Origin of the sequence: Enterobacter sp. UCD-UG_FMILLET (assembly GCF_000762975.1) — a bacterium.
Taxonomy (GTDB): Bacteria; Pseudomonadota; Gammaproteobacteria; order Enterobacterales; family Enterobacteriaceae; genus Enterobacter; species Enterobacter dykesii.
In genome coordinates this window covers 402498-429285 of record NZ_JRJC01000008.1, presented here as the reverse complement: position 1 = coordinate 429285, position 26788 = coordinate 402498, and the positions used below count along the sequence as shown (strand labels likewise).

The 26788-nt window shown below is 54.6% G+C and carries 26 protein-coding genes, 5 tRNA genes and 2 pseudogenes; 9 read left to right on the top strand and 24 right to left on the bottom strand.

Going from position 1 to position 26788, the window contains the following annotated elements; genetic code table 11:
• Nucleotides 1-2: 2 nt before the first annotated feature.
• The 3 genes and pseudogenes from modB to LA04_RS04610 form a co-directional block, all read right to left on the bottom strand.
• Nucleotides 3-685: pseudogene (modB, locus tag LA04_RS04620) on the bottom strand (molybdate ABC transporter permease subunit).
• Complete coding sequence (gene modA, locus LA04_RS04615) at nucleotides 685-1458, bottom strand: molybdate ABC transporter substrate-binding protein (RefSeq protein WP_047650615.1); 774 nt, start codon at nucleotides 1456-1458, stop codon at nucleotides 685-687. Before modA ends, modB begins: the two are co-directional and overlap by 1 nt.
• Before the next feature lie 166 nt (nucleotides 1459-1624).
• Nucleotides 1625-1774 carry an AcrZ family multidrug efflux pump-associated protein gene (locus LA04_RS04610; RefSeq protein ID WP_023310811.1) on the bottom strand — a complete coding sequence of 50 codons (150 nt, stop codon included), beginning with the start codon at nucleotides 1772-1774 and terminating at the stop codon, nucleotides 1625-1627.
• 127 nt (nucleotides 1775-1901) lie between these two features.
• Between LA04_RS04610 and modE the strand changes: the two genes are divergently transcribed.
• From modE to gpmA, 7 genes are all read left to right on the top strand, one after another.
• Nucleotides 1902-2690 carry a molybdenum-dependent transcriptional regulator gene (gene modE, locus LA04_RS04605; RefSeq protein ID WP_047650614.1) on the top strand — a complete coding sequence of 263 codons (789 nt, stop codon included), beginning with the start codon at nucleotides 1902-1904 and terminating at the stop codon, nucleotides 2688-2690.
• A 67-nt stretch (nucleotides 2691-2757) separates the two neighbouring features.
• Nucleotides 2758-4230 carry a molybdate ABC transporter ATP-binding protein ModF gene (modF, locus tag LA04_RS04600; RefSeq protein ID WP_047650613.1) on the top strand — a complete coding sequence of 491 codons (1473 nt, stop codon included), beginning with the start codon at nucleotides 2758-2760 and terminating at the stop codon, nucleotides 4228-4230.
• Between the two features lie 200 nt (nucleotides 4231-4430).
• Nucleotides 4431-5447 carry a UDP-glucose 4-epimerase GalE gene (gene galE, locus LA04_RS04595; protein ID WP_047650612.1) on the top strand — a complete coding sequence of 339 codons (1017 nt, stop codon included), beginning with the start codon at nucleotides 4431-4433 and terminating at the stop codon, nucleotides 5445-5447.
• Between the two features lie 9 nt (nucleotides 5448-5456).
• A complete protein-coding gene (gene galT / locus LA04_RS04590; protein ID WP_047650611.1) occupies nucleotides 5457-6503 on the top strand; it encodes a galactose-1-phosphate uridylyltransferase in 1047 nt (348 codons plus the stop codon).
• Nucleotides 6504-6506: 3 nt separating this feature from the next.
• Nucleotides 6507-7655, top strand: coding sequence for a galactokinase (galK, locus tag LA04_RS04585; protein ID WP_047650610.1), 1149 nt, complete (start codon nucleotides 6507-6509; stop codon nucleotides 7653-7655).
• Nucleotides 7649-8689 (top strand): galactose-1-epimerase, encoded by a 1041-nt coding sequence (galM, locus tag LA04_RS04580; RefSeq protein WP_047650609.1) that lies wholly within the window; start codon nucleotides 7649-7651, stop codon nucleotides 8687-8689. Before galK ends, galM begins: the two co-directional genes overlap by 7 nt.
• Before the next feature lie 206 nt (nucleotides 8690-8895).
• Nucleotides 8896-9648, top strand: coding sequence for a 2,3-diphosphoglycerate-dependent phosphoglycerate mutase (gpmA, locus tag LA04_RS04575; RefSeq protein ID WP_023310804.1), 753 nt, complete (start codon nucleotides 8896-8898; stop codon nucleotides 9646-9648).
• A 61-nt stretch (nucleotides 9649-9709) separates the two neighbouring features.
• Here the strand turns inward: gpmA and aroG are convergent, their stop codons facing one another.
• Nucleotides 9710-10762 (bottom strand): 3-deoxy-7-phosphoheptulonate synthase AroG, encoded by a 1053-nt coding sequence (aroG, locus tag LA04_RS04570; protein WP_047650608.1) that lies wholly within the window; start codon nucleotides 10760-10762, stop codon nucleotides 9710-9712.
• 304 nt (nucleotides 10763-11066) lie between these two features.
• Here aroG and LA04_RS04565 point away from each other — a divergent pair, with 304 nt between their 5' ends.
• Together LA04_RS04565 and zitB are read left to right on the top strand one after the other, a co-directional pair.
• Nucleotides 11067-11447 (top strand): protein YbgS, encoded by a 381-nt coding sequence (locus tag LA04_RS04565; RefSeq protein WP_047650607.1) that lies wholly within the window; start codon nucleotides 11067-11069, stop codon nucleotides 11445-11447.
• Nucleotides 11448-11552: 105 nt separating this feature from the next.
• The gene (gene zitB, locus LA04_RS04560) at nucleotides 11553-12491 is read left to right on the top strand and encodes a CDF family zinc transporter ZitB (RefSeq protein ID WP_047650606.1); all 939 of its coding nucleotides are present in this window, start codon (nucleotides 11553-11555) and stop codon (nucleotides 12489-12491) included.
• On the opposite strand, the gene pnuC is transcribed toward zitB, so the two are convergent.
• The 20 genes and pseudogenes from pnuC to sucC form a co-directional block, all read right to left on the bottom strand.
• On the bottom strand, nucleotides 12488-13207 hold the full coding sequence (gene pnuC / locus LA04_RS04555) for a nicotinamide riboside transporter PnuC (RefSeq protein ID WP_047650605.1): 720 nt from the start codon (nucleotides 13205-13207) through the stop codon (nucleotides 12488-12490). The genes zitB and pnuC overlap by 4 nt on opposite strands.
• A gap of 22 nt (nucleotides 13208-13229) precedes the next feature.
• On the bottom strand, nucleotides 13230-14273 hold the full coding sequence (gene nadA, locus LA04_RS04550) for a quinolinate synthase NadA (protein WP_047650604.1): 1044 nt from the start codon (nucleotides 14271-14273) through the stop codon (nucleotides 13230-13232).
• 191 nt (nucleotides 14274-14464) lie between these two features.
• A tRNA-Lys gene (locus LA04_RS04545) sits at nucleotides 14465-14540 on the bottom strand.
• Nucleotides 14541-14571: 31 nt separating this feature from the next.
• A tRNA-Lys gene (locus tag LA04_RS04540) sits at nucleotides 14572-14647 on the bottom strand.
• A 41-nt stretch (nucleotides 14648-14688) separates the two neighbouring features.
• Nucleotides 14689-14764, bottom strand: a tRNA-Lys gene (locus tag LA04_RS04535).
• A 3-nt stretch (nucleotides 14765-14767) separates the two neighbouring features.
• Nucleotides 14768-14843 (bottom strand) — tRNA-Val (locus LA04_RS04530).
• 26 nt (nucleotides 14844-14869) lie between these two features.
• Nucleotides 14870-14945: transfer RNA gene (locus LA04_RS04525), tRNA-Lys, on the bottom strand.
• A gap of 161 nt (nucleotides 14946-15106) precedes the next feature.
• Nucleotides 15107-15901: a cell division protein CpoB gene (gene cpoB, locus LA04_RS04520; protein ID WP_047650603.1), complete on the bottom strand. Its 795-nt coding sequence runs from the start codon at nucleotides 15899-15901 to the stop codon at nucleotides 15107-15109.
• 9 nt (nucleotides 15902-15910) lie between these two features.
• Nucleotides 15911-16432 (bottom strand): peptidoglycan-associated lipoprotein Pal, encoded by a 522-nt coding sequence (gene pal / locus LA04_RS04515; protein WP_003858578.1) that lies wholly within the window; start codon nucleotides 16430-16432, stop codon nucleotides 15911-15913.
• A 35-nt stretch (nucleotides 16433-16467) separates the two neighbouring features.
• Nucleotides 16468-17762: pseudogene (gene tolB / locus LA04_RS04510) on the bottom strand (Tol-Pal system beta propeller repeat protein TolB).
• A 134-nt stretch (nucleotides 17763-17896) separates the two neighbouring features.
• Complete coding sequence (tolA, locus tag LA04_RS04505; protein ID WP_047650602.1) at nucleotides 17897-19165, bottom strand: cell envelope integrity protein TolA; 1269 nt, start codon at nucleotides 19163-19165, stop codon at nucleotides 17897-17899.
• A 28-nt stretch (nucleotides 19166-19193) separates the two neighbouring features.
• Nucleotides 19194-19622, bottom strand: a complete 429-nt coding sequence (gene tolR, locus LA04_RS04500) for a colicin uptake protein TolR (protein ID WP_003858589.1) — start codon at nucleotides 19620-19622, stop codon at nucleotides 19194-19196.
• 3 nt (nucleotides 19623-19625) lie between these two features.
• Nucleotides 19626-20318, bottom strand: coding sequence for a Tol-Pal system protein TolQ (gene tolQ / locus LA04_RS04495; protein ID WP_008501101.1), 693 nt, complete (start codon nucleotides 20316-20318; stop codon nucleotides 19626-19628).
• Complete coding sequence (gene ybgC, locus LA04_RS04490; protein ID WP_003858593.1) at nucleotides 20315-20719, bottom strand: tol-pal system-associated acyl-CoA thioesterase; 405 nt, start codon at nucleotides 20717-20719, stop codon at nucleotides 20315-20317. The genes tolQ and ybgC overlap by 4 nt, the downstream gene beginning before the upstream one ends.
• Nucleotides 20720-20867: 148 nt before the next feature.
• On the bottom strand, nucleotides 20868-21158 hold the full coding sequence (ybgE, locus tag LA04_RS04485; RefSeq protein WP_010428735.1) for a cyd operon protein YbgE: 291 nt from the start codon (nucleotides 21156-21158) through the stop codon (nucleotides 20868-20870).
• Nucleotides 21158-21271, bottom strand: coding sequence for a cytochrome bd-I oxidase subunit CydX (gene cydX, locus LA04_RS04480; protein ID WP_003858598.1), 114 nt, complete (start codon nucleotides 21269-21271; stop codon nucleotides 21158-21160). Before cydX ends, ybgE begins: the two co-directional genes overlap by 1 nt.
• A gap of 14 nt (nucleotides 21272-21285) precedes the next feature.
• A complete protein-coding gene (gene cydB / locus LA04_RS04475; protein ID WP_047061368.1) occupies nucleotides 21286-22425 on the bottom strand; it encodes a cytochrome d ubiquinol oxidase subunit II in 1140 nt (379 codons plus the stop codon).
• A gap of 15 nt (nucleotides 22426-22440) precedes the next feature.
• Nucleotides 22441-24009, bottom strand: coding sequence for a cytochrome ubiquinol oxidase subunit I (gene cydA / locus LA04_RS04470; RefSeq protein WP_023310795.1), 1569 nt, complete (start codon nucleotides 24007-24009; stop codon nucleotides 22441-22443).
• Nucleotides 24010-24741: 732 nt separating this feature from the next.
• Nucleotides 24742-25611 (bottom strand): succinate--CoA ligase subunit alpha, encoded by an 870-nt coding sequence (gene sucD, locus LA04_RS04465; RefSeq protein ID WP_008501094.1) that lies wholly within the window; start codon nucleotides 25609-25611, stop codon nucleotides 24742-24744.
• Nucleotides 25611-26777, bottom strand: coding sequence for an ADP-forming succinate--CoA ligase subunit beta (gene sucC, locus LA04_RS04460; RefSeq protein ID WP_023310791.1), 1167 nt, complete (start codon nucleotides 26775-26777; stop codon nucleotides 25611-25613). Before sucC ends, sucD begins: the two co-directional genes overlap by 1 nt.
• Nucleotides 26778-26788: the final 11 nt, after the last annotated feature.

The following is a 26788-nucleotide window of genomic DNA, read 5'->3' as shown; positions in this document are numbered from 1 at the left end:
GCTTATTTCCCCATCCGCTCGCGGCTGAGCCGCGCCAGCCATTCAGACACCATTAGCGACACCAGCGCCAGCACAATTGAAATTATGCATAGACGCGCCGCCGCGCCTTCTCCGCCCGGCGTTTGAATCAAGGTATACATGGCCGACGGAATCGTTCGCGTCTCGCCGGGAATGTTCGACACAAACGTGATCGTCGCGCCAAACTCGCCCAGCGAGCGGGCGAAGGCGAGCACCGTCCCGACAATAATGCCAGGCAGCGTTAGCGGAAGCGTGATGGTGAAAAAGACGCGCCGGCGCCCAGCGTGCGGGCCGCCTGTTCGAGCTTCATGTCCACGCCTTCCAGCGCGAGGCCTATCGCTCTGACCATCAGCGGGAATGACATCACTGCGGCCGCCAGTACCGCACCGCGCCAGCTAAATGCAAACGTCAGCCCAAACCAGTCGTAGAGCTTCTCGCCGATAAAACCGCGTCGCCCCATCGAAATCAGCAGCAGGTAACCGACCACCACGGGTGGCAAAACGAGCGGAAGATGAAGCACGCTGTCGAGCAGCGTTTTGCCGGGAAACTGACAGCGAACCAGTAACCAGGCAAAGAAGATCCCAAAGGGCAAACTCAGCGCAACCGCCAGGGAAGAGACTTTAAGGCTCAGCACAACAGCCTGCCATTCAGGATCGGTCAATATCATCAGTGAGTCGTAAATCCGTAACGTTTAAAGATTGCGGACGCTTCCGGCCCCTTCAGATAATCGCGGAAGGCCGTCACGGCCGCATTTTTATGTCCATCAACAATCGCAACAGGATATTCCACTTTCTTGTGGGAGTCTTCCGGGAACGTTGCGACCACTTTTACCCCTTTACTGGCAACGGCATCAGAGCCATACACAATGCCCAGCGGGGCTTCGTTGCGCTCTACCAACGCCAGCGCGCCGCGCACGTCTTCCGCCGGGGCCAGCTTCGGTGACAATGTCTCCCATGCGCCCAGCTTTTGCAGCGCCTCTTTGGCATAAATCCCGGCCGGAACGTGCTCCGGGTCGCCCACCGCCAGACGGCCACCGTTCAGCAGGCTCGTCCAGTGGGTCTCTTTGTTGATGGTGATGTCCGCCTGCGCGCTGGCTTTTGGCGCCACGACAACCAGGCTATTCCCCAGCAGCGTTTCGCGGGTTGTCGCATCAATTGATTTCTTCTCCGCCGCGTAATCCATCCACTTCTGGTCAGCCGAGATGAACAGATCCGCCGGTGCGCCCGCTTCTATCTGGCGAGCCAGCGTAGAGGAAGAGGCAAATGAGGAGACCACCTCGACGTTTTTCTCTTTTTTATACGCCGCCGCGATGTCCTGCAGCGCGTTGGTCAGCGACGCCGCGGCAAAGACCGTGATTTTACCCTCGTCCGCCAGCGCGTGTCCGGTAAGAGAAAGCGTCAGCGTTGCCCCTGCGAAAAGGCGTACCCATGAACGTGCCATTTGTAACTCCTGTGAGTAGCGTTATATACATCTTAATATAACGGTAACGTCATGGAGATCCCAGCGTTTAATCGTACCGCTGAAGGGGTAAACTTAAATAATATCGGCGAAAACGGGGAAATCTTGAGAGCAAAACGCCCGGACTCGCCGGGCGTTTTGTGGGGAATCAATGCTGCTTTTTAGCCTGGTCTTTGTGACCAATGTTCGAAAAGACGTTGAACACTTCACCCAGGCCGTAGATGGCACCGAGGATGATGGCCATCACTACTGGTACCATGATCACGGCGAATACCAGACTTTTCAACAACTCTAACATGGTTTTCTCCAGATATTGTGAATGGCTCATTCTACCTTGAAAAGTGAGAAAAACATCCCCTTTTGTGCGGTACCCTTTGCGCCCCGCACCATTTGGGTCACAATGCTCTTTTTGCCAGGACACTGTTATGCAGGCCGAAATTCTCCTCACTTTACGACTTCAGCAAAAACTTTTCGCCAATCCGCGACGTATCGCCCTGCTTAAACAAATAGAACAAACGGGCTCAATTAGCCAGGGGGCGAAAAACGCGGGCATCAGCTACAAAAGCGCCTGGGACGCCATCAACGAAATGAACACCCTGAGCGAACAACCGCTGGTGGACAGAGCCACAGGCGGCAAAGGCGGCGGCGGTGCGATCGTGACGCGCTATGGCCAGCGCCTTATTCAGCTTTACGATCTGCTGGCCCAGATTCAGCAAAAGGCGTTTGATGCGTTGAGCGACGACGATAACGTTCCGCTGGACAGCTTGCTGGCCGCCATTTCCCGCTTCTCGTTACAAACCAGCGCCCGCAACCAGTGGTTTGGAACGGTGACGGCGCGCGACAATCTTCAGGTACAGCAGCATATTGAGATCCTGCTTGCCGATGGCACCACCCGTCTGAAAGCCGCCATAACGGCGCAGAGCGCAGAGCGCCTCGAGCTGTATGAAGGTAAAGAGGTGCTGGTGCTGCTGAAAGCGCCGTGGGTCAATATCACGCGCGATCCCAACGCAGCAAAGGCGGCCGATAACCAGCTCCAGGGCGCAATTAGCCATATCGAACGCGGCCAGGCGCAGTGCGAAGTGCTGATGACCCTGGCAGACGGGCAACCGCTTTGCGCGACGATACCGCTTAGCGAAGCGGACAGTTTAGAAGAAGGTACTGTCGTCACCGCTTATTTCAACGCGGACCGGGTCATTATCGCCACATTGTGCTGAGCGCATTGACAATCGCGCCGACAGTGCGTATCCCTGATATCTGGTGCTGCAAAAACAGGGATAAATCATGTCATCATTGCATATTTCGCAAGGCACGTTTCGTCTTAGCGATACCCGAACGCTGACGATTGCTGATTTGACGATACGCGCGGGTGAAAGCTGGGCGTTTGTCGGCACTAACGGCAGCGGTAAATCCGCGCTGGCCCGCGCGCTGGCCGGCGAGCTCCCCCTCCTCAAGGGCGAATACCAGAGGGACTTTACTCGCCTGACGCGCCTGTCATTTGAACAACTGCAAAAGCTGGTCAGCGACGAGTGGCAGCGCAACAACACCGATTTACTCAGCCCTGGCGAAGAAGATACCGGCCGTACGACGGCGGAAATTATTCAGGATGAGGTGAAAGATCCCGCCCGCTGTCTGCGCCTGGCAGAACGGTTCGGTATCACCGCCCTGCTGAACCGACGCTTTAAATACCTTTCTACCGGCGAGACGCGAAAAACGCTGCTTTGCCAGGCGCTGATGAGCGAGCCCGAGCTGCTTATCCTCGACGAGCCGTTTGACGGCCTTGACGTGCAGTCCCGTGCGCAGCTGGCGGCCCTGCTGGAGTCGCTTAATCAGCAGGGATATACCCTGGTTTTGGTGCTTAACCGCTTCGATGAAATTCCGGACTTTATTCAGCACGCGGGCGTACTGGCCGACTGTAACCTGACCGAGACCGGTGAAAAAACAGCGCTGCTCAAGCAGGCGCTCATTGCCCAACTCGCGCACAGTGAACAACTCGACGGTATAACCCTACCGGAACCTGACGCCCCTTCGGCCCGCCATGCGCTCGATCCCCACCAGCCGCGCATCGTGCTGCGGGATGGGATCGTCTCTTATGACGATCGCCCGATCCTTAACCGTCTAAGCTGGACGGTCAATCCCGGCGAACACTGGCAGATTGTCGGCCCTAACGGCGCGGGGAAATCCACGCTGCTGAGCCTGATCACCGGCGATCATCCTCAGGGCTACAGCAACGATCTGACGCTGTTTGGTCGGCGTCGCGGCAGCGGCGAAACCATCTGGGATATTAAAAAACATATCGGCTACGTCAGCAGCAGCCTGCATCTGGACTATCGGGTCAGTACCACGGTACGCAACGTGATCCTTTCCGGGTATTTTGATTCCATCGGCATTTATCAGGCTGTGTCGGACAAACAGCACAAGCTGGCCCAGCAGTGGCTGGATATCCTGGGCATGGACAACCGGGTCGCTGACGCGCCGTTTCATAGTCTGTCGTGGGGGCAGCAGCGCCTGGCCCTGATCGTTCGCGCGCTGGTGAAACACCCTACGCTTCTGATCCTCGACGAACCGCTGCAGGGACTCGATCCGCTGAATCGACAGCTTATCCGCCGCTTTGTGGACGTGCTGATTAGCGAAGGTGAAACGCAGCTGCTTTTCGTCTCACACCATGCCGAAGATGCCCCTGCCTGCATCACGCATCGCCTGGAGTTTGTTCCCGACGGTGAGGGCTATCGCTACCTTCTCAGCAACGTCGATTAACCGTGGAGGGCTCTGCCCTCCTCTTTTCAGATAACTTGCATCAATACATCGCTATCTCTTTGATCTAGAATGCTCTCAGTCATTGAAAAAGTGAGTATGAAAACGAGTGTAAACGATTCCACTATTTTATCCCATGTCACACTTTTCGCGTCTCTGTTATGCTATGGTTATTACATACCATAAGCCCAATGGAGCGAAATATGCGAGTTCTGGTAACAGGTGGTAGCGGTTACATAGGTAGTCATACCTGCGTGCAACTGCTGCAAAACGGTCACGACGTCATCATCCTCGATAACCTGTGCAACAGTAAGCGCAGCGTGCTGCCGGTGATTGAACGCCTTGGCGGTAAACAACCGACTTTCGTGGAAGGCGACATCCGCAACGAAGCGCTGATGACCGAGATCCTTCACGACCACGCCATCGAAGCGGTGATCCACTTCGCGGGTCTGAAAGCGGTCGGTGAATCCGTGGCGAAGCCGCTCGAGTATTACGACAACAACGTCAACGGTACCCTGCGTCTCATCTCCGCCATGCGCGCGGCCAACGTCAAAAACTTCATCTTTAGCTCCTCCGCCACCGTCTACGGCGATCAGCCCAAAATTCCTTACGTTGAAAGCTTCCCGACCGGTACGCCGCAAAGCCCGTACGGCAAAAGCAAGCTGATGGTGGAGCAGATCCTGACCGACCTGCAAAAAGCGCAGCCGGAGTGGAGCATCGCCTTACTGCGCTACTTCAACCCGGTCGGCGCGCATCCGTCTGGCGACATGGGTGAAGATCCGCAGGGCATCCCGAACAACCTGATGCCGTATATCGCCCAGGTTGCCGTGGGTCGCCGCGACTCGCTGGCGATTTTTGGCAATGACTATCCGACCGAAGACGGCACCGGCGTGCGCGACTACATCCACGTGATGGATCTGGCCGACGGCCACGTTGCGGCCATGCAGCACCTGGCCAACAAACCGGGCGTGCATATTTACAACCTCGGCGCCGGTGTCGGCAGCAGCGTGCTGGACGTGGTTAACGCCTTCAGCAAAGCCTGCGGCAAGCCGGTGAACTACCACTTCGCTCCGCGTCGTGATGGCGACCTGCCTGCTTACTGGGCCGATGCCACCAAAGCTGATAAAGAGCTCAACTGGCGTGTAACGCGCACGCTTGATGAAATGGCACAGGATACCTGGCACTGGCAGTCACGCCACCCGCAAGGCTATCCGGACTAAGGATCCGTCATGACGCAATTTAATCCCGTCGATCATCCGCATCGTCGTTTTAACCCGTTAAGCGGGCAATGGATTTTGGTTTCTCCGCATCGCGCCAAGCGCCCCTGGCAGGGGGCGCAGGAGACGCCTGCAAAACAGACGCTGCCACAGCACGACCCGGACTGCTTCCTCTGTCCGGGCAACACGCGCGTCACCGGGGACAAAAACCCGGACTACAAAGGCACCTTCGTGTTCACCAACGATTTTGCCGCCCTGATGACCGACACGCCGGACGCGCCGGAAAGCCACGATCCGCTGATGCGCTGCGAAAGCGCGCGCGGAACCAGCCGCGTGATCTGCTTCTCGCCCGATCACAGCAAAACGCTGCCGGAGCTGAGCGTGGACGCGCTGAAAGAGGTCGTCAGCACCTGGCAGGCGCAAACCGCAGAGCTGGGGCAGAGCTATCCGTGGGTGCAGGTGTTCGAAAACAAAGGCGCGGCTATGGGCTGCTCTAACCCGCACCCGCACGGCCAGATCTGGGCGAACAGCTTCCTGCCTAACGAAGCCGAGCGTGAAGACCGTCTGCAGAAAGCGTATTACGCGGAAAACGGTTCGCCGATGCTGGTGGATTACACCCAGCGCGAGCTGGCCGACGGCAGCCGCACCGTGGTGGAAACCGAACACTGGCTGGCCGTTGTCCCTTACTGGGCCGCCTGGCCGTTTGAAACGCTGCTGCTGCCGAAAGCGCACGTGCAGCGCATCACCGATCTCAGCGACGCGCAGCGCGACGACCTTGCCCTGGCGCTGAAAAAGCTCACCAGCCGTTACGACAACCTGTTCCAGTGCTCCTTCCCGTACTCCATGGGCTGGCACGGCGCCCCGTTTAACGGCGAAGAGAATCAACACTGGCAGCTGCACGCCCATTTCTATCCGCCGCTGCTGCGCTCTGCGACGGTACGTAAATTTATGGTGGGCTACGAAATGCTGGCGGAAACCCAGCGTGACCTGACGGCGGAACAGGCGGCAGAACGTCTGCGTGCCGTTAGCGACGTCCACTATCGCGAATCAGGAGTCTAAAAAATGAGTCTGAAAGATAAAACACAATCCCTGTTTGCTGAGAAATTTGGCTACCCTGCCACCCACGTTATCCAGGCGCCAGGCCGCGTCAACCTGATCGGTGAACACACCGACTATAACGACGGTTTCGTGCTGCCGTGCGCTATCGATTACCAGACTGTCATCAGCTGTGCGAAGCGCGACGACCGTAAAGTTCGCGTGATTGCGGCGGATTACGGTAATGAGACGGACGAGTTTTCCCTCGATGCTCCGATTGTGACGCACGACAGCCAGCAGTGGTCTAACTACGTACGCGGGGTGGTGAAACACCTTCAGAAGCGCAACAAGAACTTCGGCGGTGCCGATTTAGTTATCAGCGGCAACGTGCCGCAGGGTGCGGGCTTAAGCTCCTCTGCTTCGCTGGAAGTCGCCGTGGGCACCGTGTTCCAGCAGCTTTATCATCTGTCGCTGGACGGCGCGCAAGTAGCCCTGAATGGTCAGGAAGCAGAAAACCAGTTCGTGGGCTGTAACTGCGGCATTATGGACCAGCTGATCTCCGCGCTCGGCAAAAAAGAGCATGCCCTGTTAATTGATTGCCGCTCGCTGGGTACCAAAGCCGTTCCCCTGCCAAAAGGCGCGGCTGTCGTCATCATTAACAGCAACTTTAAGCGCACGCTGGTGGGCAGCGAATACAATACCCGCCGCGAGCAATGCGAAACCGGCGCCCGCTTCTTCCAGCAGCCTGCCCTGCGCGACGTGACGCTCAATGAATTTAACAAAGTGGCGCACGAGCTGGATCCGGTTGTCGCCAAACGCGTTCGTCACGTGCTGACGGAAAATGCCCGTACCGTTGAAGCCGCGTCCGCGCTGGCGAAAGGTGACCTGAAACGCATGGGTGAGCTGATGGCGGAATCTCACGCCTCCATGCGCGATGATTTTGAAATCACCGTTCCGCAGATCGACACCCTGGTGGACATCGTTAAAGCCACCATTGGCGACAAAGGCGGCGTGCGCATGACGGGCGGCGGTTTTGGCGGCTGCATCGTTGCGCTGGTGCCAGAAGAGCTGGTCCCTGCCGTACAGGATGCCGTGGCGAAGCAGTACGAAGCCAAAACAGGCATCAAAGAAACCTTCTATGTTTGCAAAGCATCACAAGGAGCCGGACAGTGCTAAACGAAACACCTACCCTTGCACCGGATGGTCTGCCGTATCGCCTGTTAACCCTGCGCAACAGCGCGGGGATGGTCGTTACGGTGATGGACTGGGGGGCAACCCTTCTTTCTGCCCGCGTACCGATGCCGGACGGCAGCGTGCGCGAGACTCTGCTCGGCTGCGCCTCGCCTGAGCAGTACGTCAATCAGTCCGCCTATCTGGGCGCGTCCGTTGGGCGCTATGCTAACCGCATCGCGAAGAGCCGTTTTGAACTCGACGGCGTGCAGTACACCCTGCTTCCAAGTCAGGGTGAGAACCAGCTGCACGGCGGACCGGACGGGTTTGATAAACGCCGCTGGAAGATTGTTCGTCAAAACGATGGCGAAGTGCTGTTCTCGCTGGATTCGCCTGATGGCGATCAGGGCTTCCCGGGGAACCTTACTGCGTCCGCGCGCTTTATGCTGACCGACGACAACCGTATCGCCATCGAATACCGTGCGACGGTCGACAAGCCGTGTCCGGTCAACCTGACCAATCACGCGTATTTCAACCTGGACGGTAGCCAGTGCGACGTTCGCAACCACAAGCTGCAGATCCTGGCGGATGCGTATCTGCCGGTTGATGAGATGGGCATTCCGTATCAGGGCCTCAAAGACGTGAGCGGCACCAGCTTTGACTTCCGCAGCGCGAAGTCCATCGCCCAGGATTTCATGAGCGATGACGATCAGCGTAAGGTAAAAGGCTACGACCACGCTTTCCTGCTGCAGGCCAAAGGCGATGTGACACAGCCCGCAGCACAGGTCTGGTCTGCGGATGAGAAACTGCAGATGACGGTTTACACCTCTGCCCCTGCCCTGCAGTTCTATTCAGGCAACTACCTCGGCGGCACGACGGCGCGCGAACACGATGAGTACAGCGACTGGCAAGGCCTGGCGCTGGAGAGCGAGTTCCTGCCGGACAGCCCGAACCATCCTGAATGGCCACAGCCGGACTGCGTACTGCGCCCGGGTGAAGAGTACGTGAGCGTGACGGAATATCATTTTATTCCAGATTAATATCCAGCCCTCCCTCCGGAGGGCTTTTTTCTGCGCGCCTTGCTGAAAATAGCGCCGATCGCAGACAAAATCATAACCCTGGATTCACAAGCATCTTACACTCAGAGACTATTTTCGCTATGGTTAGGGTTAAGCGTTGCTGGTGGCACGGCCACGGCAATATAATGAGAATTGTTATCATTCTAAAAATGCTTGAGGAGTAAGAGATGGCTATAACTAAGCTGGTCCTGGTGCGTCACGGCGAAAGCCAGTGGAACAACGAAAACCGCTTTACCGGTTGGTACGACGTTGATCTGTCTGAGAAAGGCGTAAGCGAAGCAAAAGCAGCGGGTAAACTGCTGAAGGAAGAAGGCTTCAGCTTTGATTTTGCTTACACCTCTGTGCTGAAACGTGCCATCCACACCCTGTGGAACGTGCTGGACGAACTGGATCAGGCCTGGCTGCCGGTTGAGAAGTCCTGGAAACTGAACGAACGTCACTACGGTGCGCTGCAGGGCCTGAACAAAGCGGAAACCGCTGAGAAATATGGCGACGAGCAGGTTAAACAGTGGCGTCGCGGCTTCGCAATCACCCCACCAGAGCTGACCAAAGATGACGAGCGCTACCCGGGCCACGATCCGCGTTACGCGAAGCTGACCGACGCTGAGCTGCCAACCACCGAAAGCCTGGCGCTGACCATCGACCGCGTTGTGCCTTACTGGAACGAAACCATTCTGCCACGCCTGAAAAGCGGCGAGCGCGTGATCATCGCGGCTCACGGTAACTCCCTGCGTGCGCTGGTGAAATACCTGGACAACATGGGTGAAGACGAAATCCTCGAACTGAACATCCCAACTGGCGTACCGCTGGTGTATGAGTTCGACGAAAACTTCAAGCCAATCAAACACTACTATCTGGGTAACGCAGAAGAGATCGCGGCGAAAGCTGCGGCTGTCGCGAACCAGGGTAAAGCGAAGTAATTTTCGCCAGATATAAAAAAAGCGCGGAGCCTTCCGCGCTTTTTTATTTGTGCCTGAGAATTCAGCCGCGACGCGCTTTTACCGCATTCGCCAGCTGACGCAGGATCGTGTCGGTATCGTCCCAGCCAATGCAGGCATCGGTGACGCTTTTGCCGTACACCAGCGGTTCGGTGCCTTCCAGGTTCTGGTTACCTTCAACCAGATGGCTTTCGATCATTACCCCAATCACCGCCTTCTCACCGCCGGCAATCTGCTGGCAGACGTCTGCACCCACTTCCATCTGCTTTTTAAACTGCTTGCTGGAGTTGGCATGGCTGAAATCGATCATCACCTGCGGTGGCAGCCCGGCTTTTTCCAGCCCGACCTTCACTTCTGCCACGTGTTTCGCGCTGTAGTTCGGCTCTTTGCCGCCGCGCAGAATGATATGGCAGTCACCGTTCCCGCTGGTGTTAACGATGGCGGAATGGCCCCATTTGGTTACGGACAGGAAGCAGTGCGGCGCACCCGCTGCGTTGATGGCGTCGATAGCCACCTTAATGGTGCCGTCAGTGCCGTTTTTGAAACCCACCGGGCAAGAAAGACCGGACGCCAGCTCGCGGTGCACCTGAGATTCGGTTGTGCGCGCACCAATTGCGCCCCAGCTCATCAGGTCTGCCAGGTATTGTGGCGTAATCATATCCAGGAATTCACCGGCTGCAGGCAGGCCGCTGTCGTTGATCTCCAGCAGCAGCTTGCGCGCAATGCGCAGGCCGTCGTTGATCTGGAAGCTGTTGTCCATATGCGGATCGTTAATCAGCCCTTTCCAGCCCACGGTGGTGCGCGGTTTTTCAAAATAAACGCGCATTACGATTTCCAGCTCATCCTTCAGCTCTTCACGGAGGGTGAGCAGACGGGCTGCGTACTCTTTCGCAGCTGCAGGATCGTGAATGGAGCACGGACCAATCACCACCAGAAGACGATCGTCATTACCTTTCAGGATCTTATGGATCGCTTTACGAGCATGAGAAACCGTGTTTGCGGCATTTTCAGTGGCGGGGAATTTCTCAAGGAGCGCTACAGGAGGTAATAACTCATTGATCTCTTTAATGCGTAAATCGTCGTTCTGATAATTCATCTTCGTTCCAGCTCTGCCATATCTTTAGTAATGAAAGCAATCCTTTCAATCTATCTTGTCGACCAGGAAGTGTAAACACGGTTTTACACTTCACGCAGATAATTCCTGGAATTCGCCTAAAAATCGCCACAAAATAGCGAAAAACGAGATCTAACCTAAGCTTTTTAACTGTAACAACCAATTTTACACGCTTAAACGCGATTCCCTACTGGCGTAAGTCCGTAAGGCGGAATCTTTCGCCTCTGAAAAAGATGCACTGTTGGAGAATGTTATCCAGCGTAACGACAAGAACAGGAGCACCATGATGAAAATGACAAAACTGGCAACCCTCTTCCTGACCGCAACACTCACTCTGGCCAGCGGCAGCGTCCTGGCCGCGGAAACGGGCACATCAGACAGCAACGGCGATGCGAATGCCGCTGCGGCAGCAGGCCAGCCCGCACCTGATGCGAAACAGAATATCGCCCCGAATAATGTCGACAACAGCCAGATCAATACCGGTAATACCAACACCGGCGGCACCATGCTGCATCCCAACGGCAGCGGTTCCGACACCATGAATCATGACAATATGAGTTCGGATGAGGTTCATAAGAACTCAATGTGTAAGGACGGCAAATGCCCTGACCCTAATGACAAAGTAGGAAACGACGCGAATACCAAAACCGATGGCACCACCCAGTAATGGGGATGTTCGGTAAGAAAAAGGAGAGCTCTGGCTCTCCTTTCTTTTTGGAGTAACCTATTAAAAACGCTACACTAAAAACAATAACACATCAGGAAAGCAGACATGGCGCACTCCCATTCCCACTCACCCTCTCACGGCAACGACAACGCTAAACGACTGATGCTGGCCTTTGGCGTTACCGCAACGTTTATGATTATCGAGGTCATTGGCGGCCTGATTTCCGGCTCTCTGGCGCTACTGGCTGATGCCGGACATATGCTGACCGATGCCGCAGCGCTGCTCTTCGCCCTGCTGGCGGTACAGTTTGCGCGTCGTCCTCCCAATGCGCGCCATACCTTCGGCTGGCTGAGGCTGACAACCCTCGCCGCGTTTGTTAACGCCATTGCGCTGGTGGTCATTACCGTTCTCATCGTCTGGGAGGCCGTACAGCGCTTCAGACACCCGCAGCCGATCGCCGGGGCAACCATGATGGTGATTGCCGTGGCGGGGCTGCTGGCGAATATACTGGCCTTCTGGATTTTGCACCGCGGCAGCGGGGAAAAGAACCTCAACGTACGCGCTGCGGCTCTGCATGTTCTGGGTGATTTACTCGGCTCAGTCGGGGCGATTGTCGCCGCGCTGGTGATCCTCTACACCGGCTGGACGCCTGTCGATCCTATTCTGTCCGTGCTGGTGTCGTGTCTGGTCTTGCGCAGCGCCTGGCGGCTGCTGAAGGAGAGCGTGAATGAACTGCTTGAAGGGGCACCGTCATCGATGGATATTGACGAGCTGAAGCGCAACCTGCGCCGTTCGGTCCCGGAAGTCCGTAATGTTCATCACGTGCACGTCTGGCTGGTGGGGGAAAAACCGGTCATGACGCTGCACGTCCAGGTGATCCCGCCTCACGACCACGATGCGCTGCTTGAGCGCATCCAGCATTTTCTTGAACATCACTACGAAATTGGCCACGCCACCATCCAGATGGAGTATCAGCCCTGTAACGGGCCGGACTGCCACCTTAACGAGGCGCAGTCCGGACATTCACATCAGCATCACCACTAGCTGGAAAGCGCGTGAGAACCTCGCTCACGCGCGCTATTGATCCACATCCGGCTGCCGTTCAGCGCAATGAAGGTCAGCAGCAGATATTCCAGCGACATCGCATAGACGCCCTGCAGGGCGAAGATCGCCACGCTGATCACGTTGATGATGACCCACAGCAGCCAGTTCTCAACGTATTTACGGGTCATCAGGATCATCGCCGCAATCGACAGCACCATCATGCAGGAATCCCAGAATGGGAAGGCATCCGGCTGGAGCTCGGGCATCGTCACGTTCAGGCCGAAACCTGACATGACCGAAACGGCAACGCGGGTCAGGAACGCAAACACCGGGTTGATATAGACGGTCATTAAGCCAATGGCGAGCAGACAGGCGACAAACCAGGCGATGGCTTTCGGCAAGGGCAGCCAGCGGATCTGCAGCTCTGCCTCCTGCTGGCTGTTCTGACGCGACCACGCGTACCAGCCGTAAATATTGGCGGCGAAGAAGAACAGCTGTAAAAGCAGGCTGGCGTACAGCTGGATCTGGAAGCAGATAATCGCAAACAGCGTAACGTTAATCAGCCCGAACGCGTAGTTGCTGATCTTCTCCAGGCTTGCCAGCCAGATACAGAGTAATCCCGCCAGCGTGCCAACGGCCTCAATCCATGACAGGTCATAGCCACCTGCACCAATCGGTATATGAACCAGAATGTTCTGCGTGCTAAAAAAATCCATCTTTTCCCCGGGGCGTTTTGAATTAAGTACGTAGTGTAGCCGCAAAATCCAGCATGCGGTTAAGCGGAATTAATGCACCTTCACGCAGAGCAGCATCCACATGGATTTCATGTGCTGCACCGCCCGTCTCGAGCCCGTCGGCAATGGCCTTCAGGCCGTTCATCGCCATCCATGGGCAATGCGCACAGCTGCGACACGTTGCGCCCTCACCCGCCGTTGGCGCTTCAAGGAGCTCTTTCTCCGGCACGGCCTGCTGCATCTTGTAGAAGATACCGCGATCGGTCGCCACGATGAGCTGCCTGTTAGGCAGCGTTCTGCCCGCGTTGATAAGCTGGCTGGTTGAGCCCACGGCGTCCGCCATGTCGACAATAGACTGCGGTGATTCAGGGTGAACAAGAATCGCGGCATCAGGATAAAGTGCCTTCATGCGCGCCAGCGCCTGGGTTTTGAATTCGTCGTGCACAATGCAGGCGCCCTGCCAGCAGAGAACGTCAGCCCCCGTCTGCTTCTGGACATAATTTCCAAGATGGCGGTCAGGCGCCCAGATAATTTTCTCACCCAGGCTGTCCAGGTGTTCAATCAATTCCACAGCTATGCTCGACGTGACCACCCAGTCTGCGCTCGCTTTTACCGCCGCGGAGGTATTGGCGTAAACCACCACGGTCCGGTCAGGATGGGCATCACAGAAGGCCGTGAACTCGTCAATCGGGCAGCCGAGATCCAGGGAACACTCTGCATTAAGCGTCGGCATCAGAATGGTTTTTTCAGGGCTCAGGATCTTTGCCGTTTCGCCCATAAAACGCACGCCAGCAACCAGCAGCGTGGAAGCAGGATGTTTTGCACCGAAGCGTGCCATCTCCAGTGAGTCAGAAATACAGCCCCCGGTCTCTTCCGCCAGCTGCTGAATTTCCGGGTCGGTGTAGTAATGGGCCACCATCACCGCATCTCGTTCTTTGAGAAGACGTTTGATCTTCTCACGGTAGAACTGCTTTTCGTCCTGGCTCAGCGGGACAGGCTTTGGCGGAAACGGATAGATTGCGGCTTCAGGATCAAACATCACGCTCATTATGGCTTCTCGTTTTACGGGCTTAACAATATTGCCTTTCTTTTGCCTGACATAGCAAAACGCGTGGCAATTGTGTTTTGTATACTAAACAAGATAGCGAATCTGGAGTGAAAAGTCACCGGGAATAGATGTGCGGAGCATTTGTTGTATCGCAGATAGCAAAAAAGCGCCTTTAGGGCGCTTTTTAACATTGGTGGGTCGTGCAGGATTCGAACCTGCGACCAATTGATTAAAAGTCAACTGCTCTACCAACTGAGCTAACGACCCTTTGCGGGATGTACTTCAAATTTATTCAGGCTGGTGGGTCGTGCAGGATTCGAACCTGCGACCAATTGATTAAAAGTCAACTGCTCTACCAACTGAGCTAACGACCCTTTTGGGTGTTGCCTGAATTATCACTCGGAACCAATAAAATTGGTGGGTCGTGCAGGATTCGAACCTGCGACCAATTGATTAAAAGTCAACTGCTCTACCAACTGAGCTAACGACCCGAGTGGTGGGTGATGACGGGCTCGAACCGCCGACCCCCTCCGTGTAAAGGAGATGCTCTACCAACTGAGCTAATCACCCACTCTATACTGCTTGTGTGCGTTAAGTGGTGGGTCGTGCAGGATTCGAACCTGCGACCAATTGATTAAAAGTCAACTGCTCTACCAACTGAGCTAACGACCCACTTTTACGCTGTTTTCACGTTGTTTGATATCCCGTGGCAACGGCGGCATATATTACTGATTTAAGAATTCAGCGCAACAAAAATTTCGATGAAGATCACTTAACTGCTTACGAATCATGCTGCACGACCAGAAATAACGCGATTTCTGGTCATGCGATAATCATCCCATCGAATTCAGACGTTTTTGCGCCTGCTTAGCACCTTCGGTACCCGGGAATTTGGAGACCACCTGCTGATAAACCGCTTTGGCTTTCGCAGTGTCGCCTTTGTCCTGCATGATGACGCCCACTTTATACATCGCATCAGGCGCTTTTGGCGATTTCGGGTAATTTTTCACCACTGAGGCAAAATAAAACGCCGCATCGTCCTTTTTACCCTTGTTGTAATTCAGCTGACCGAGCCAGTAATTCGCATTTGGCTGATAAGTGGAATCAGGGTATTTCTTCACAAAGTTCTGAAACGCAGCAAGCGCGTCATCCTGACGAGATTGATCCTGCACCAGGGCAATGGCCGCGTTGTAGTCCGTATTCGCGTCACCGCTCTGTACAGGCGCACCTGTTGAAGCAGAAGCATCTGCAGCCGGTGCTGATGTCGCCGCACCGGTCTGCTCGCCCGCGGCTGGCTGTGCTTGTGCTGCTGCACCACCACTGCTCAGGCTATCCATCTGCAGCAAAATCTGCTTCTGACGTTCCACAACCTGGTTCAACTGATACTGGCTTTCCTGAATCTGGCCGCGGAGAGAGTCAATATCGTTTTGATTATCGGAAAGTTGTTGCTGGAGTTGGGTTAAAAGCTGGCTGTGAGCGTTAGAAATACGCTCGAGTTGAGTGACCCGGTCTTCTACCGAGCCTGAGCCGACACTACTGATTGGTGCCTGAGCAAAAGCGGCCCAAGGGGCCGCTATTCCAACCAGTAACGACAGACTCAACAGATGATGTCTGAAGTTACTGCTCATGCAATTCTCTTAGTAAACCAGTACGGCACGACGGTTTTTGGAGTAAGCCGCTTCGTCGTGACCCAGTACTGCAGGTTTTTCTTTACCGTAAGAAACGATGGAGATCTGGTCAGCAGAAACGCCTTTACCCTGCAGGTACATTTTAACAGCGTTAGCACGACGTTCACCCAGGGAGATGTTGTACTCTGGAGTACCACGTTCGTCCGCGTGACCTTCTACGGTGACTTTGTAAGATGGGTTGCTACGCAGGAAGTTAGCGTGCGCATCCAGCATCGCAGCGAAGTCAGAACGGATGTCGTATTTATCCAGATCGAAGTAAACGATGTTGTTCTGCTGCAGCTGCTGCATCTGAAGACGCGCCTGCTCTTCAGAAGACATGTTGCCATTGCCGTTCGCGTCCATACCGGTGCCGGCACCCATCATGCCTTCGCCGCTCTGGTCATTGCTGGCGTTCTTGTTAGAAGAACACGCTGCGATTGCCATTACAGGCAGAGCGATCATCAGCCCCTTCAGCACTTTGTTCAGTTGCATTTCTATGATTCCTTTAGTAATCAATTAATTATTATTTACAGATACGGCGACCAGGCAGGTGATTTTACCTGTCCATCAGTTGCCGGAATACGCGCTTTGAAACGCCCATCTGTAGAAACCAGATTCAGCACAGATCCCATCCCCTGAGAAGAGCTGTAGATTACCATCGTGCCGTTAGGTGCCAGACTTGGCGTTTCATCCAGGAACGTTGACGACAGAACTTGAACGCCACCCGCTACCAGATCTTGTTTGGCAATGTGCTGCTGCCCACCGTTGGAGCTCACCATTACCATAAATTTACCGTCGCTGCTCACGTCTGCGTTCTGGTTCTGCGAACCTTCCCAGGTAATACGCTGCGGAGCACCGCCGTTGATGTTGACTTTGTAAATTTGTGGACGGCCAGCCTGGTCAGAGGTAAACGCCAGGTTTTGACTGTCCGGGAACCATGAAGGTTCGGTGTTGTTGCTGCGACCGTCGGTCACCTGACGAATCTGGCCAGAGCCAATGTCCATCACGTACAGGTTCAGGCTACCGGTTTTTGACAGCGCAAACGCCAGTTTAGACCCGTCCGGAGAGAAGGAAGGCGCACCGTTGTGACGTGGGAAAGAGGCCACCTGACGAACAGCACCGTTTGCCAGCGTCTGGATAACCAGCGCTGAACGGCCGCTTTCGAAGGTTACATAGGCCAGTTTAGAACCGTCCGGAGACCAGGCTGGAGACATCAGAGCGGCTGAGAAGAACGTTTCACCAGGAACTGGTTGTAGCCGTCGTAGTCAGATACGCGCAGCTCATACGGGAACTGACCACCGTTGGTCTGCACCACATAAGCAATACGGGTACGGAACGCCCCTTTAATGCCGGTCAGTTTTTCAAATACCGCATCGCTGGCAGCATGTGCCGCGTAGCGCAGGTACTGCTTAGTGACCTTGTAAGAGTTCTGTGCCAGAACGGTACCCGGTGCACCGCCGGTATCGACCAGCTGCCAGGCCACGTTGTAAGAGCCGTCCGGGTTAGGCGTAACCTGCCCCACAACCACGGCATCAATACCCAGTGCAGACCATGCTGCAGGCTGTACTTCCTGCGCGCTGCCCGGCTGCTGCGGCAGACGAGAACGATCTAACGGGTTGAATTTACCGCTGTTACGCAGGTCAGCCGCCACGATGCCACCGGCATCTTCAGGTGCAGCGCCAGGACCGGCCCACTGGAACGGAACAACACCGATTGGGCGTGCCGAGTCCACCCCCTGGGTGATCTCGATACGTACTTCTGCGTGCAGTACTGCTGCCCACAGCATTAAAAAACTAAATGCTACACGTAATGCCTGCTTCATCATATCTCCCTTATCCGGGTAACCTTACCCACGATAATTTAGCAGAATGTTAACAAACTCAAATAGACAAAACTACCAGAACCCTGTGACTAAACCTGGTCTATTTTTCCCCGTTTGCACGGGGAAAATGTAACTTAAGGTTTGAAGTCCAGCGGCGCATTTTTGAAGACTTCGTAAACTGCCTGAGACGGCGGTTTAGGCATCTTCGCCTGACGCGCTGCAGCCAGGGCCGCAGTACATAAAGCCGGGTCGCCACCTTCAGACTTAATATCCAGCAGCATGCCGTCCGGAGCCAGTTTTATACGCAACGTACACGTTTTACCGGTATAGGAAGACGCATCATAGAATCGGCTTTCAATAGCGGATTTAATCTGCGCGGCATAACCGTTGATTTCAGCCCCTGTCGCACCGTTACTCTTAGTGTTACCACTTCCCGTCGGCGCTGCGTTGTTTCCTTTCGCCCCACCGCCCGTTTTCGGTGCATTCTTACCGGAGCTCAAATCGCCCAGCAGATCGTCAACCCCTGCGGCAGCAGCAGCTTTTTCAGCAGCAGCGGCCTTTTTGGCAGCCGCTTTATCAGCAGCTGCTTTCTTATCGGCAGCGGCCTTCTCAGCTGCAGCTTTCTTATCGGCAGCAGCCTTCTCAGCAGCGGCTTTTTCAGCGGCGGCAGCTTTTTCTGCAGCCGCTTTCTCAGCAGCAGCCGCTTTCTTCGCGGCCTCGGCAGCAGCTTTCTTCTCTGCTTCCTGAGCGGCTTTTTTCGCGGCTTCCGCTTCGGCTTTCTTCTGAGCATCTGCAGCGGCTTTCTTCGCGGCTTCCGCTTCAGCTTTCTTCTGGGCATCAGCAGCGGCTTTCTTCGCGGCTTCCGCTTCAGCTTTCTTCTGAGCATCTGCAGCGGCTTTCTTCGCCGCTTCTGCCGCTAATTTCGCCTGGGCATCAGCCTGCGCTTTCGCGTCCGCTGCGGCTTTTGCTGCCGCCTCTTCCGCCTGCTTTTGCTGTTCCTGTGCTTTCTTCGCGGCCTCTTCGGCTTGCTTCTGCTGTTCCGCCTGCTCTTTCGCAGCTTCCTGCGCCTGCAAACGCTCTTTCTCAAGCTGCTTCAGACGCTCCTGCTCTGCGGCCTGCTTTTCACGCAGTTCTTCCGCCTGCTGTTGCGACTGTTTTTCACGCTGCTCTTCAGCCCGTTTGGCACTCGCCTTCTGCTGCTGTTCGCGATTATAGTTCTGTACTACCGCACCGGGATCCACCATCACGGCGTCAATGGAAGACCCTCCACCGCCGCCGGCTGATGCATCAATATGCTCGTCGAACGAACTCCAGATCAGCGCTGCAAAGAGAATCACGTGCAGCACTGCGGAGACGATTATCGCTCGCTTAAGCTTGTCGTTCTGTTCGGTTGCCTTTGACACTATCGGTTCCCAAAAACTACGCGGATGATCAAATAGGTTGGGTCATTAAGCCAACTGACTTAACACCCGCACTATGTAGCAAGTTCAGCGCTTTAATAATTTCATCGTAGGGTACGTCTTTCGCGCCACCGATTAAGAAGACCGTTTTCGGATTTGACTCCAGACGACGCTGCGCTTCAGCAATAACCTGCTCAGGCGGCAGCTGATCCATACGATCTTTCTCTACCACGACGCTGTATTGCCCTACGCCGGAAACCTCAATGATAACCGGAGGATCGTCATTGGTGCTCACCGCCTGTGATTCTGTCGCATCCGGCAGATCCACTTCCACGCTCTGGGTAATGATTGGCGCTGTCGCCATGAAGATCAGCAGCAGTACCAGCAGGACGTCCAGCAGTGGAACGATATTAATTTCGGACTTGAGCTCGCGACGACCTCGTCCACGCGATCTGGCCATGGTTTACCCCTTGTTGCTCTCGGTGCTGGTAAACGCCTGACGGTGCAGAATCGCAGTGAACTCTTCCATAAAGTTGTCGTAGTTCAGTTCCAGTTTGTTCACGCGCTGGTTCAGACGGTTGTAAGCCATAACCGCAGGAATTGCCGCAAACAGACCGATAGCGGTCGCAATCAGTGCTTCAGCGATACCCGGTGCAACCATCTGCAACGTCGCCTGCTTCACCGCGCCCAGCGCGATAAAGGCGTGCATAATCCCCCACACGGTACCAAACAGGCCGATATACGGGCTGATGGAGCCGACAGTGCCGAGGAATGGAATATGGGTTTCGAGATTTTCCAGCTCACGGTTCATAGAGATACGCATCGCACGCGAGGCACCTTCTACAACCGCTTCCGGCGCATGATTGTTTGCACGATGCAGACGAGCAAACTCTTTGAAACCGCTATAAAAAATTTGCTCGGAGCCTGTAAGGTTTTCACGGCGTCCCTGGCTTTCCTGATACAGACGAGAAAGCTCAATACCCGACCAGAACTTATCTTCAAACGCTTCAGCTTCACGGCCAGCGGCATTGAGGATACGCGTTCTCTGGATGATGATGGCCCAGGATGCGATTGAAAAACCAATCAAAATCAACATGATAAGTTTAACCAGAAGGCTTGCCTTCAGGAACAAATCAAGGATATTCATGTCAGTCACTGCTTAAACTCCGCGACAATAGACTTAGGAAGCGCACGAGGCTTCATTATGGTTGGATCAACACAAACAATCAGCACTTCAGCTGAGTTCAGTACAGTATTCTCTGCGTTGACTATCCGCTGCGTGAAAACCAGTGAGGTCCCGCGCATTGATGTAATTTCAGTTTGGACTTCGAGCATATCGTCGAGTCTGGCAGGCGCAAAATACTCAAGCGTCATCTTGCGTACCACGAAGGCAACTCGCTCAGCCAACAGCACCTGTTGACTAAAGTGATGATGGCGCAGCATCTCTGTGCGTGCCCGTTCATAAAAAGCAACGTAGCTGGCGTGGTAAACCACACCACCGGCATCGGTATCTTCGTAATAGACACGAACCGGCCATCGAAACAGCGTTGTATTCACTTTACATCCCGGTAATGCAACAAAAGTTAGAGCTTTTAAACTTCGCTACTATACGCGCGGGAAAGAGGGTTGGGAATGGGGGAAAGTAAACGGAGAGTAAATTTTTATGGGCTCGGGTAAGCCCATAACGTTAACGGACATTTCTTATTCAGAAGAAGAAGAAAATCAAACCGGCGAGAAGCACCAGATCGGCAATCAGCGGGCAAAAAATTCCCTGCCAGTGAACGGCTTTCGGACGAAAGCCCACGCCGTGGATCACACCTGCGCACACCGCCCACATAATGAGGAAGCCGTGCCAGATTTCAAGCTCGCTGGTTTTCGCTGCAAAGCGCGAAGGGTCCCAGAAGATACAACCTGCCAGCAGTAATGCCATCACTAAAGAAAGCGCCCGTAACGGGCGCTTATCCATTACCGCATATAACGTTGCGATAATATTCATCAGTGTTTTTCTTCACCCGCTTTGGTCGCTTCGACGTGCTCAAGCGCCAGGGCAGTGATGACACCAAATGCACAGGCAAGAAGCGTCCCTAAAATCCATGCGAAATACCACATATTCAGCTCCTTACTTAATACATAGAGTGGGTGTTGCTTTCGATATGTTCTTTAGTGATACGACCGAACATTTTCCAGTAACACCAGGTGGTGTAGAGCAGGATAATCGGTACGAACACGCAAGCAACATACGTCATCAGGTTCAGCGTCAGCTGGCTGGACGTTGCGTCCCACATGGTCAGGCTAGCATTCAGCATGGTGCTGGATGGCATGACGAATGGGAACATCGCAATACCCGCCGTCAGGATGATGCACGCCAGGGTCAGCGAAGAGAACACGAACGCCAGTGCGCCTTTCTCCAGACGAGACGTCAACACGGTCAGCAGCGGCAGCAATACGCCCAGAGCCGGGATCGCCCACAGCGCAGGGGTATTGTTGAAGTTCACCAGCCATGCGCCAGCCTGACGCGCCACTTCTTTGGTCAGCGGGTTAGACGGTGCCGAGTGGTTAATTGCAGAGGTCACCACATAACCATCAATCCCGTACACCACCCACACACCGGCCAGTGCGAAGCAGACCAGCGTCACCAGCGCAGCGACCTGAGCCGTCGCGCGAGAACGCAGGTGCAGTTCACCAACCGTACGCATCTGCAGATAGGTTGCGCCCTGAGTGATGATCATCGCCACGCTCACCACGCCGGCCAGCAGACCAAACGGATTCAGCAACTGGAAGAAGTTACCGGTGTAGTAAAGACGCATATATTCGTCCAGGTGAAACGGTACGCCCTGAAGCAGGTTACCGAACGCCACGCCGATCACCAGCGGTGGAACGAAGCTACCGATAAAGATGCCCCAGTCCCACATGTTGCGCCAGCGGGTGTCTTCAATCTTGGAACGGTAGTCGAAACCGACCGGACGGAAGAATAAAGAGGCCAGCACCAGAATCATCGCCACGTAGAAGCCGGAGAACGCAGCCGCGTAGACCATCGGCCAGGCAGCGAACAGCGCGCCGCCAGCGGTGATCAGCCACACCTGGTTACCGTCCCAGTGAGGGGCGATGGAGTTGATCATGATTCGACGCTCGGTGTCATTACGACCGAGGAAACGGGTGAGCATCCCCACCCCCATGTCGAAACCATCCGTGACGGCGAAACCGATCAGCAGAACGCCAACCAGCAGCCACCAGATAAAACGCAATACTTCATAATCGATCATTTGATGACTCCTGTCTTAGCGTGCCGGCTGAGTAGTCGCGGTGGACTGCTCGTAGTGATAGCGACCGGTTTTCAGGCTGCTTGGGCCAAGGCGCGCGAACTTGAACATCAGGAACAGTTCAGCCACCAGGAACAGGGTGTACAGACCACAAATCAGCAGCATGGAGAAGATCAGGTCGCCCGCTGTCAGGGACGAGTTCGCTACCGCCGTTGGCAGTACCTCACCAATCGCCCATGGCTGACGGCCGTACTCCGCAACAAACCAGCCGGATTCGATAGCGATCCACGGCAGTGGAATACCGTACAGCGCGGTGCGCAGCAGCCATTTTTTCTCGCCGATGCGGTTGCGAATCACGGACCAGAAGGACGCCGCGATGATCAGCAGCATGATGATGCCGCAGCCCACCATGATACGGAATGCGAAGTACAGTGGCGCAACGCGTGGAATCGAGTCTTTGGTTGCCATCTGGATCTGCGCTTCTGTCGCATCAGAAACGTTCGGGGTATAACGCTTCAACAGCAGACCGTAACCCAGATCTTTCTTCACGTTGTTGAACTGGTCGCGAACGGCCTGGTCGGTAGAACCGGCACGCAGCTGTTCCAGCAGCGAGTAGGCTTTCATACCGTTACGGATACGCTCTTCGTGCTGAACCATCAGCTCTTTCAGGCCCGTCACCTGCTTATCAACAGAACGGGTGGCGATAATACCCAGCGCGTAAGGGATTTGAATAGCGAAGCGGTTTTCCTGCGCGTCCTGATCGGGGATACCGAACAGCGTAAAGGCAGCAGGTGCCGGCTGGGTTTCCCATTCGGCTTCGATAGCGGCCAGTTTGGTTTTCTGCACGTCACCCATTTCGTAACCGGATTCATCACCCAGAACGATAACAGAGAGGATTGCAGCCATACCGAAGCTTGCAGCGATAGCAAAGGAGCGCTTAGCAAACGCGAAGTCACGACCGCGCAGCATGTAGTAGGAGCTGATACCCAGTACGAACATTGCGCCGCACACGTAGCCAGATGCTACGGTGTGAACGAATTTAACCTGTGCCACCGGGTTCAGGACCAGCTCGGCAAAGCTGACCATCTCCATACGCATGGTTTCGAAGTTGAAATCAGACGCGATTGGGTTCTGCATCCAGCCGTTCGCCACCAGGATCCACAGCGCGGAGAGGTTCGAACCTAATGCCACCAGCCAGGTCACCGCCATATGCTGGACTTTACCCAGACGGTCCCAACCGAAGAAGAACAGACCTACAAAGGTGGATTCGAGGAAGAATGCCATCAGACCTTCAATGGCCAGCGGCGCACCGAAGATATCCCCGACATAGTGGGAATAGTAAGACCAGTTAGTCCCGAACTGGAACTCCATGGTCAAACCGGTTGCCACGCCCAGCGCGAAGTTGATACCAAACAACTTGCCCCAGAACTTGGTCATATCTTTATAAATCTGTTTGCCGGAGAGAACGTATACCGTTTCCATAATGGCCAGCAGGAACGCCATACCGAGCGTCAGTGGCACAAACAGGAAGTGGTACATCGCGGTCAAGGCAAACTGTAAGCGCGACAGTTCGACTATATCTAACATCATGACTCCTTGCTCATCGCATGAAGACTCCGAGAGTGAACCCCGTCAGAGAGAGATCCACACGCATGCCCCAATACAAATTATTCGCATCCTTGTCGTCGTTATTACCCTGAAGGAGGATAAAAACGATGACGTGAGGTTACAAATACGTTAATAAAAAACTCAAATTGATCCCGCAAATATAATACGCTGCAAAACCCTTACAATAAACAGGTTTTTATTGAATCACATTTACGTTTTTCGACGGCGATCAATTTATAGCAAAATTACCACTTTTCAGCCATTTTGATCGGGGACAATTTACCGCCTTTTGATGGGTTTTTCCAAGGATTAAACATTGATTTAAATCAAAAACAATCCGTTGTGTTAAATGTGTTTTGATGCGGTGAACATAGTAAAAACCATGTTAAAGATATGTATATAAAATACAATTAAGGTTATCAGGTCGATTGATGCATATAAACAGAAGTGATTTTTATTAACTCAGAAGCCCGAATACCTAATTTATTCAGGACATAAATTTTAGTGCGTTTTTCGTTTTTTTCCATCCGCTCTCTTTAAGGTAAATAAATAACAATTATTTTACTTTTATCCCCCTCTCTAATTAACACCATTTAGTGACTATTGCATGTCGCCCGGCAGACAATAAAAAAGGCCGCTTTACAGCGGCCAACCATGTCGAAACGGACATTTTTATACTTCAACGCCCCCCTTTCGGGGAGCAGAGAGGACTTACTTAATGATGGATTTCAGTGCTTCGCCGATATCCGCCAGGCTGCGAACGGTTTTCACGCCTGCGGCTTCCAGCGCTGCGAATTTCTCATCAGCCGTACCTTTACCACCGGCGATGATCGCGCCTGCGTGACCCATACGCTTGCCTTTCGGCGCGGTCACACCCGCGATGTAGCCGACAACTGGCTTGGTCACGTGCTCTTTGATGTAAGCAGCGGCTTCTTCTTCCGCGCTACCACCGATCTCACCGATCATCACGATCGCTTCGGTCTGTGGATCTTCCTGGAACAGCTTCAGGATGTCGATGAAGTTAGAGCCTGGGATTGGGTCACCGCCGATGCCCACACAGGTGGACTGGCCGAAACCGTAGTCGGTGGTCTGCTTAACCGCTTCATAGGTCAGGGTACCGGAACGGGACACGATGCCCACTTTACCTGGCTTGTGAATGTGGCCCGGCATGATGCCGATTTTGCATTCGCCCGGAGTGATAACGCCTGGGCAGTTCGGGCCGATCATACGCACGCCAGCTTCATCCAGCTTCACCTTCACGGTCAGCATATCCAGTGTCGGGATGCCTTCGGTGATGGTGATGATCAGTTTGATGCCTGCGTCGATCGCTTCCAGAATGGAGTCTTTGCAGAACGGTGCCGGAACGTAGATCACGGTCGCGGTTGCGCCCGTCGCTTCGACGGCTTCACGCACGGTGTTGAACACCGGCAGACCCAGATGCGTGGTGCCGCCTTTACCCGGCGTTACGCCGCCAACCATCTGCGTGCCGTAAGCAATCGCCTGTTCGGAGTGGAAAGTCCCCTGGCTACCGGTGAAGCCCTGGCAGATAACCTTGGTATCTTTATTAATTAAAACTGACATTATTTCCCCTCCACTGCGGCAACAACCTGCTGAGCTGCATCCGTCAGACTTTTCGCTGCAATAATATTCAGGCCGCTGTCAGCCAGTTTTTTCGCGCCGAGTTCAGCGTTGTTACCTTCCAGACGCACAACCACCGGTACGTTAACACCCACTTCTTCTACCGCACCGATGATGCCGTCGGCAATCAGGTCGCAACGCACGATGCCGCCGAAGATGTTAACCAGAACCGCCTTCACGTTATCGTCAGAGAGGATGATTTTGAACGCTTCGGTTACGCGCTCTTTGGTTGCGCCACCGCCTACGTCGAGGAAGTTTGCTGGCTCACCGCCGTGCAGCTTAACGATGTCCATGGTGCCCATTGCCAGGCCCGCACCGTTAACCATGCAGCCGATGTTGCCGTCGAGCGCCACGTAGTTCAGCTCCCACTGTGCAGCCTGTGCTTCACGTGGATCTTCCTGAGACTGGTCGCGCATTTCGCGCAGATCGGACTGGCGGAACAGCGCGTTGCCGTCAGCGCCCAGCTTGCCGTCGAGGCAGATCAGATCGCCCTGGGTGGTGATCACCAGCGGGTTGATCTCGATCAGCGCCAGGTCGCGCTCCAGGAAAATGTTCGCCAGGCCCATGAAGATCTTGGTGAACTGCTGAACCAGCTTGCCTTCCAGGCCCAGTTTGAACGCCAGCTCGCGACCCTGGTAAGGCATTGGGCCTGCCAGCGGATCGATAGCCACTTTGTGGATCAGGTGAGGGGTTTCTTCCGCCACTTTTTCGATTTCCACGCCGCCTTCGGTAGACGCCATGAACACCACGCGACGGGAACTACGGTCAACAACCGCGCCCAGGTACAGTTCTTTTGCGATGTCGGTCGCCGCTTCAACCAGGATCTGGTTAACCGGCTGGCCGTTCGCATCTGTCTGGTAGGTTACCAGACGCTTGCCGAGCCAATGTTCAGCAAACGCACGAATCTCTTCTTTGCTCTTAACAACCTTCACACCGCCCGCTTTACCACGGCCACCAGCGTGAACCTGACACTTAACTACCCAAGGGCCGGAACCGATTTTAGATGCGGCTTCTTCTGCTTCACGCGGGGTAGTACAGGCATAACCCACCGGAGCCGGTAAGCCATACCGGGCAAACAGCTGTTTGGCCTGATATTCATGTAAGTTCATGTGTTCTATCC

Coding starts and splice junctions, on each gene's coding strand:
- cydA (WP_023310795.1), bottom strand. CDS start 24,009: ATGTTAGATATAGTCGAACTGTCGCGCTTACAGTTTGCCTTGACCGCG.
- LA04_RS04610 (WP_023310811.1), bottom strand. CDS start 1,774: ATGTTAGAGTTGTTGAAAAGTCTGGTATTCGCCGTGATCATGGTACCA.
- galT (WP_047650611.1), top strand. CDS start 5,457: ATGACGCAATTTAATCCCGTCGATCATCCGCATCGTCGTTTTAACCCG.
- gpmA (WP_023310804.1), top strand. CDS start 8,896: ATGGCTATAACTAAGCTGGTCCTGGTGCGTCACGGCGAAAGCCAGTGG.
- galE (WP_047650612.1), top strand. CDS start 4,431: ATGCGAGTTCTGGTAACAGGTGGTAGCGGTTACATAGGTAGTCATACC.
- modA (WP_047650615.1), bottom strand. CDS start 1,458: ATGGCACGTTCATGGGTACGCCTTTTCGCAGGGGCAACGCTGACGCTT.
- galK (WP_047650610.1), top strand. CDS start 6,507: ATGAGTCTGAAAGATAAAACACAATCCCTGTTTGCTGAGAAATTTGGC.
- modE (WP_047650614.1), top strand. CDS start 1,902: ATGCAGGCCGAAATTCTCCTCACTTTACGACTTCAGCAAAAACTTTTC.
- nadA (WP_047650604.1), bottom strand. CDS start 14,273: ATGAGCGTGATGTTTGATCCTGAAGCCGCAATCTATCCGTTTCCGCCA.
- ybgE (WP_010428735.1), bottom strand. CDS start 21,158: ATGAATATTATCGCAACGTTATATGCGGTAATGGATAAGCGCCCGTTA.
- sucC (WP_023310791.1), bottom strand. CDS start 26,777: ATGAACTTACATGAATATCAGGCCAAACAGCTGTTTGCCCGGTATGGC.
- pal (WP_003858578.1), bottom strand. CDS start 16,432: ATGCAACTGAACAAAGTGCTGAAGGGGCTGATGATCGCTCTGCCTGTA.
- sucD (WP_008501094.1), bottom strand. CDS start 25,611: ATGTCAGTTTTAATTAATAAAGATACCAAGGTTATCTGCCAGGGCTTC.
- tolR (WP_003858589.1), bottom strand. CDS start 19,622: ATGGCCAGATCGCGTGGACGAGGTCGTCGCGAGCTCAAGTCCGAAATT.
- pnuC (WP_047650605.1), bottom strand. CDS start 13,207: ATGGATTTTTTTAGCACGCAGAACATTCTGGTTCATATACCGATTGGT.
- zitB (WP_047650606.1), top strand. CDS start 11,553: ATGGCGCACTCCCATTCCCACTCACCCTCTCACGGCAACGACAACGCT.
- aroG (WP_047650608.1), bottom strand. CDS start 10,762: ATGAATTATCAGAACGACGATTTACGCATTAAAGAGATCAATGAGTTA.
- cpoB (WP_047650603.1), bottom strand. CDS start 15,901: ATGAGCAGTAACTTCAGACATCATCTGTTGAGTCTGTCGTTACTGGTT.
- modF (WP_047650613.1), top strand. CDS start 2,758: ATGTCATCATTGCATATTTCGCAAGGCACGTTTCGTCTTAGCGATACC.
- LA04_RS04565 (WP_047650607.1), top strand. CDS start 11,067: ATGAAAATGACAAAACTGGCAACCCTCTTCCTGACCGCAACACTCACT.
- cydX (WP_003858598.1), bottom strand. CDS start 21,271: ATGTGGTATTTCGCATGGATTTTAGGGACGCTTCTTGCCTGTGCATTT.
- cydB (WP_047061368.1), bottom strand. CDS start 22,425: ATGATCGATTATGAAGTATTGCGTTTTATCTGGTGGCTGCTGGTTGGC.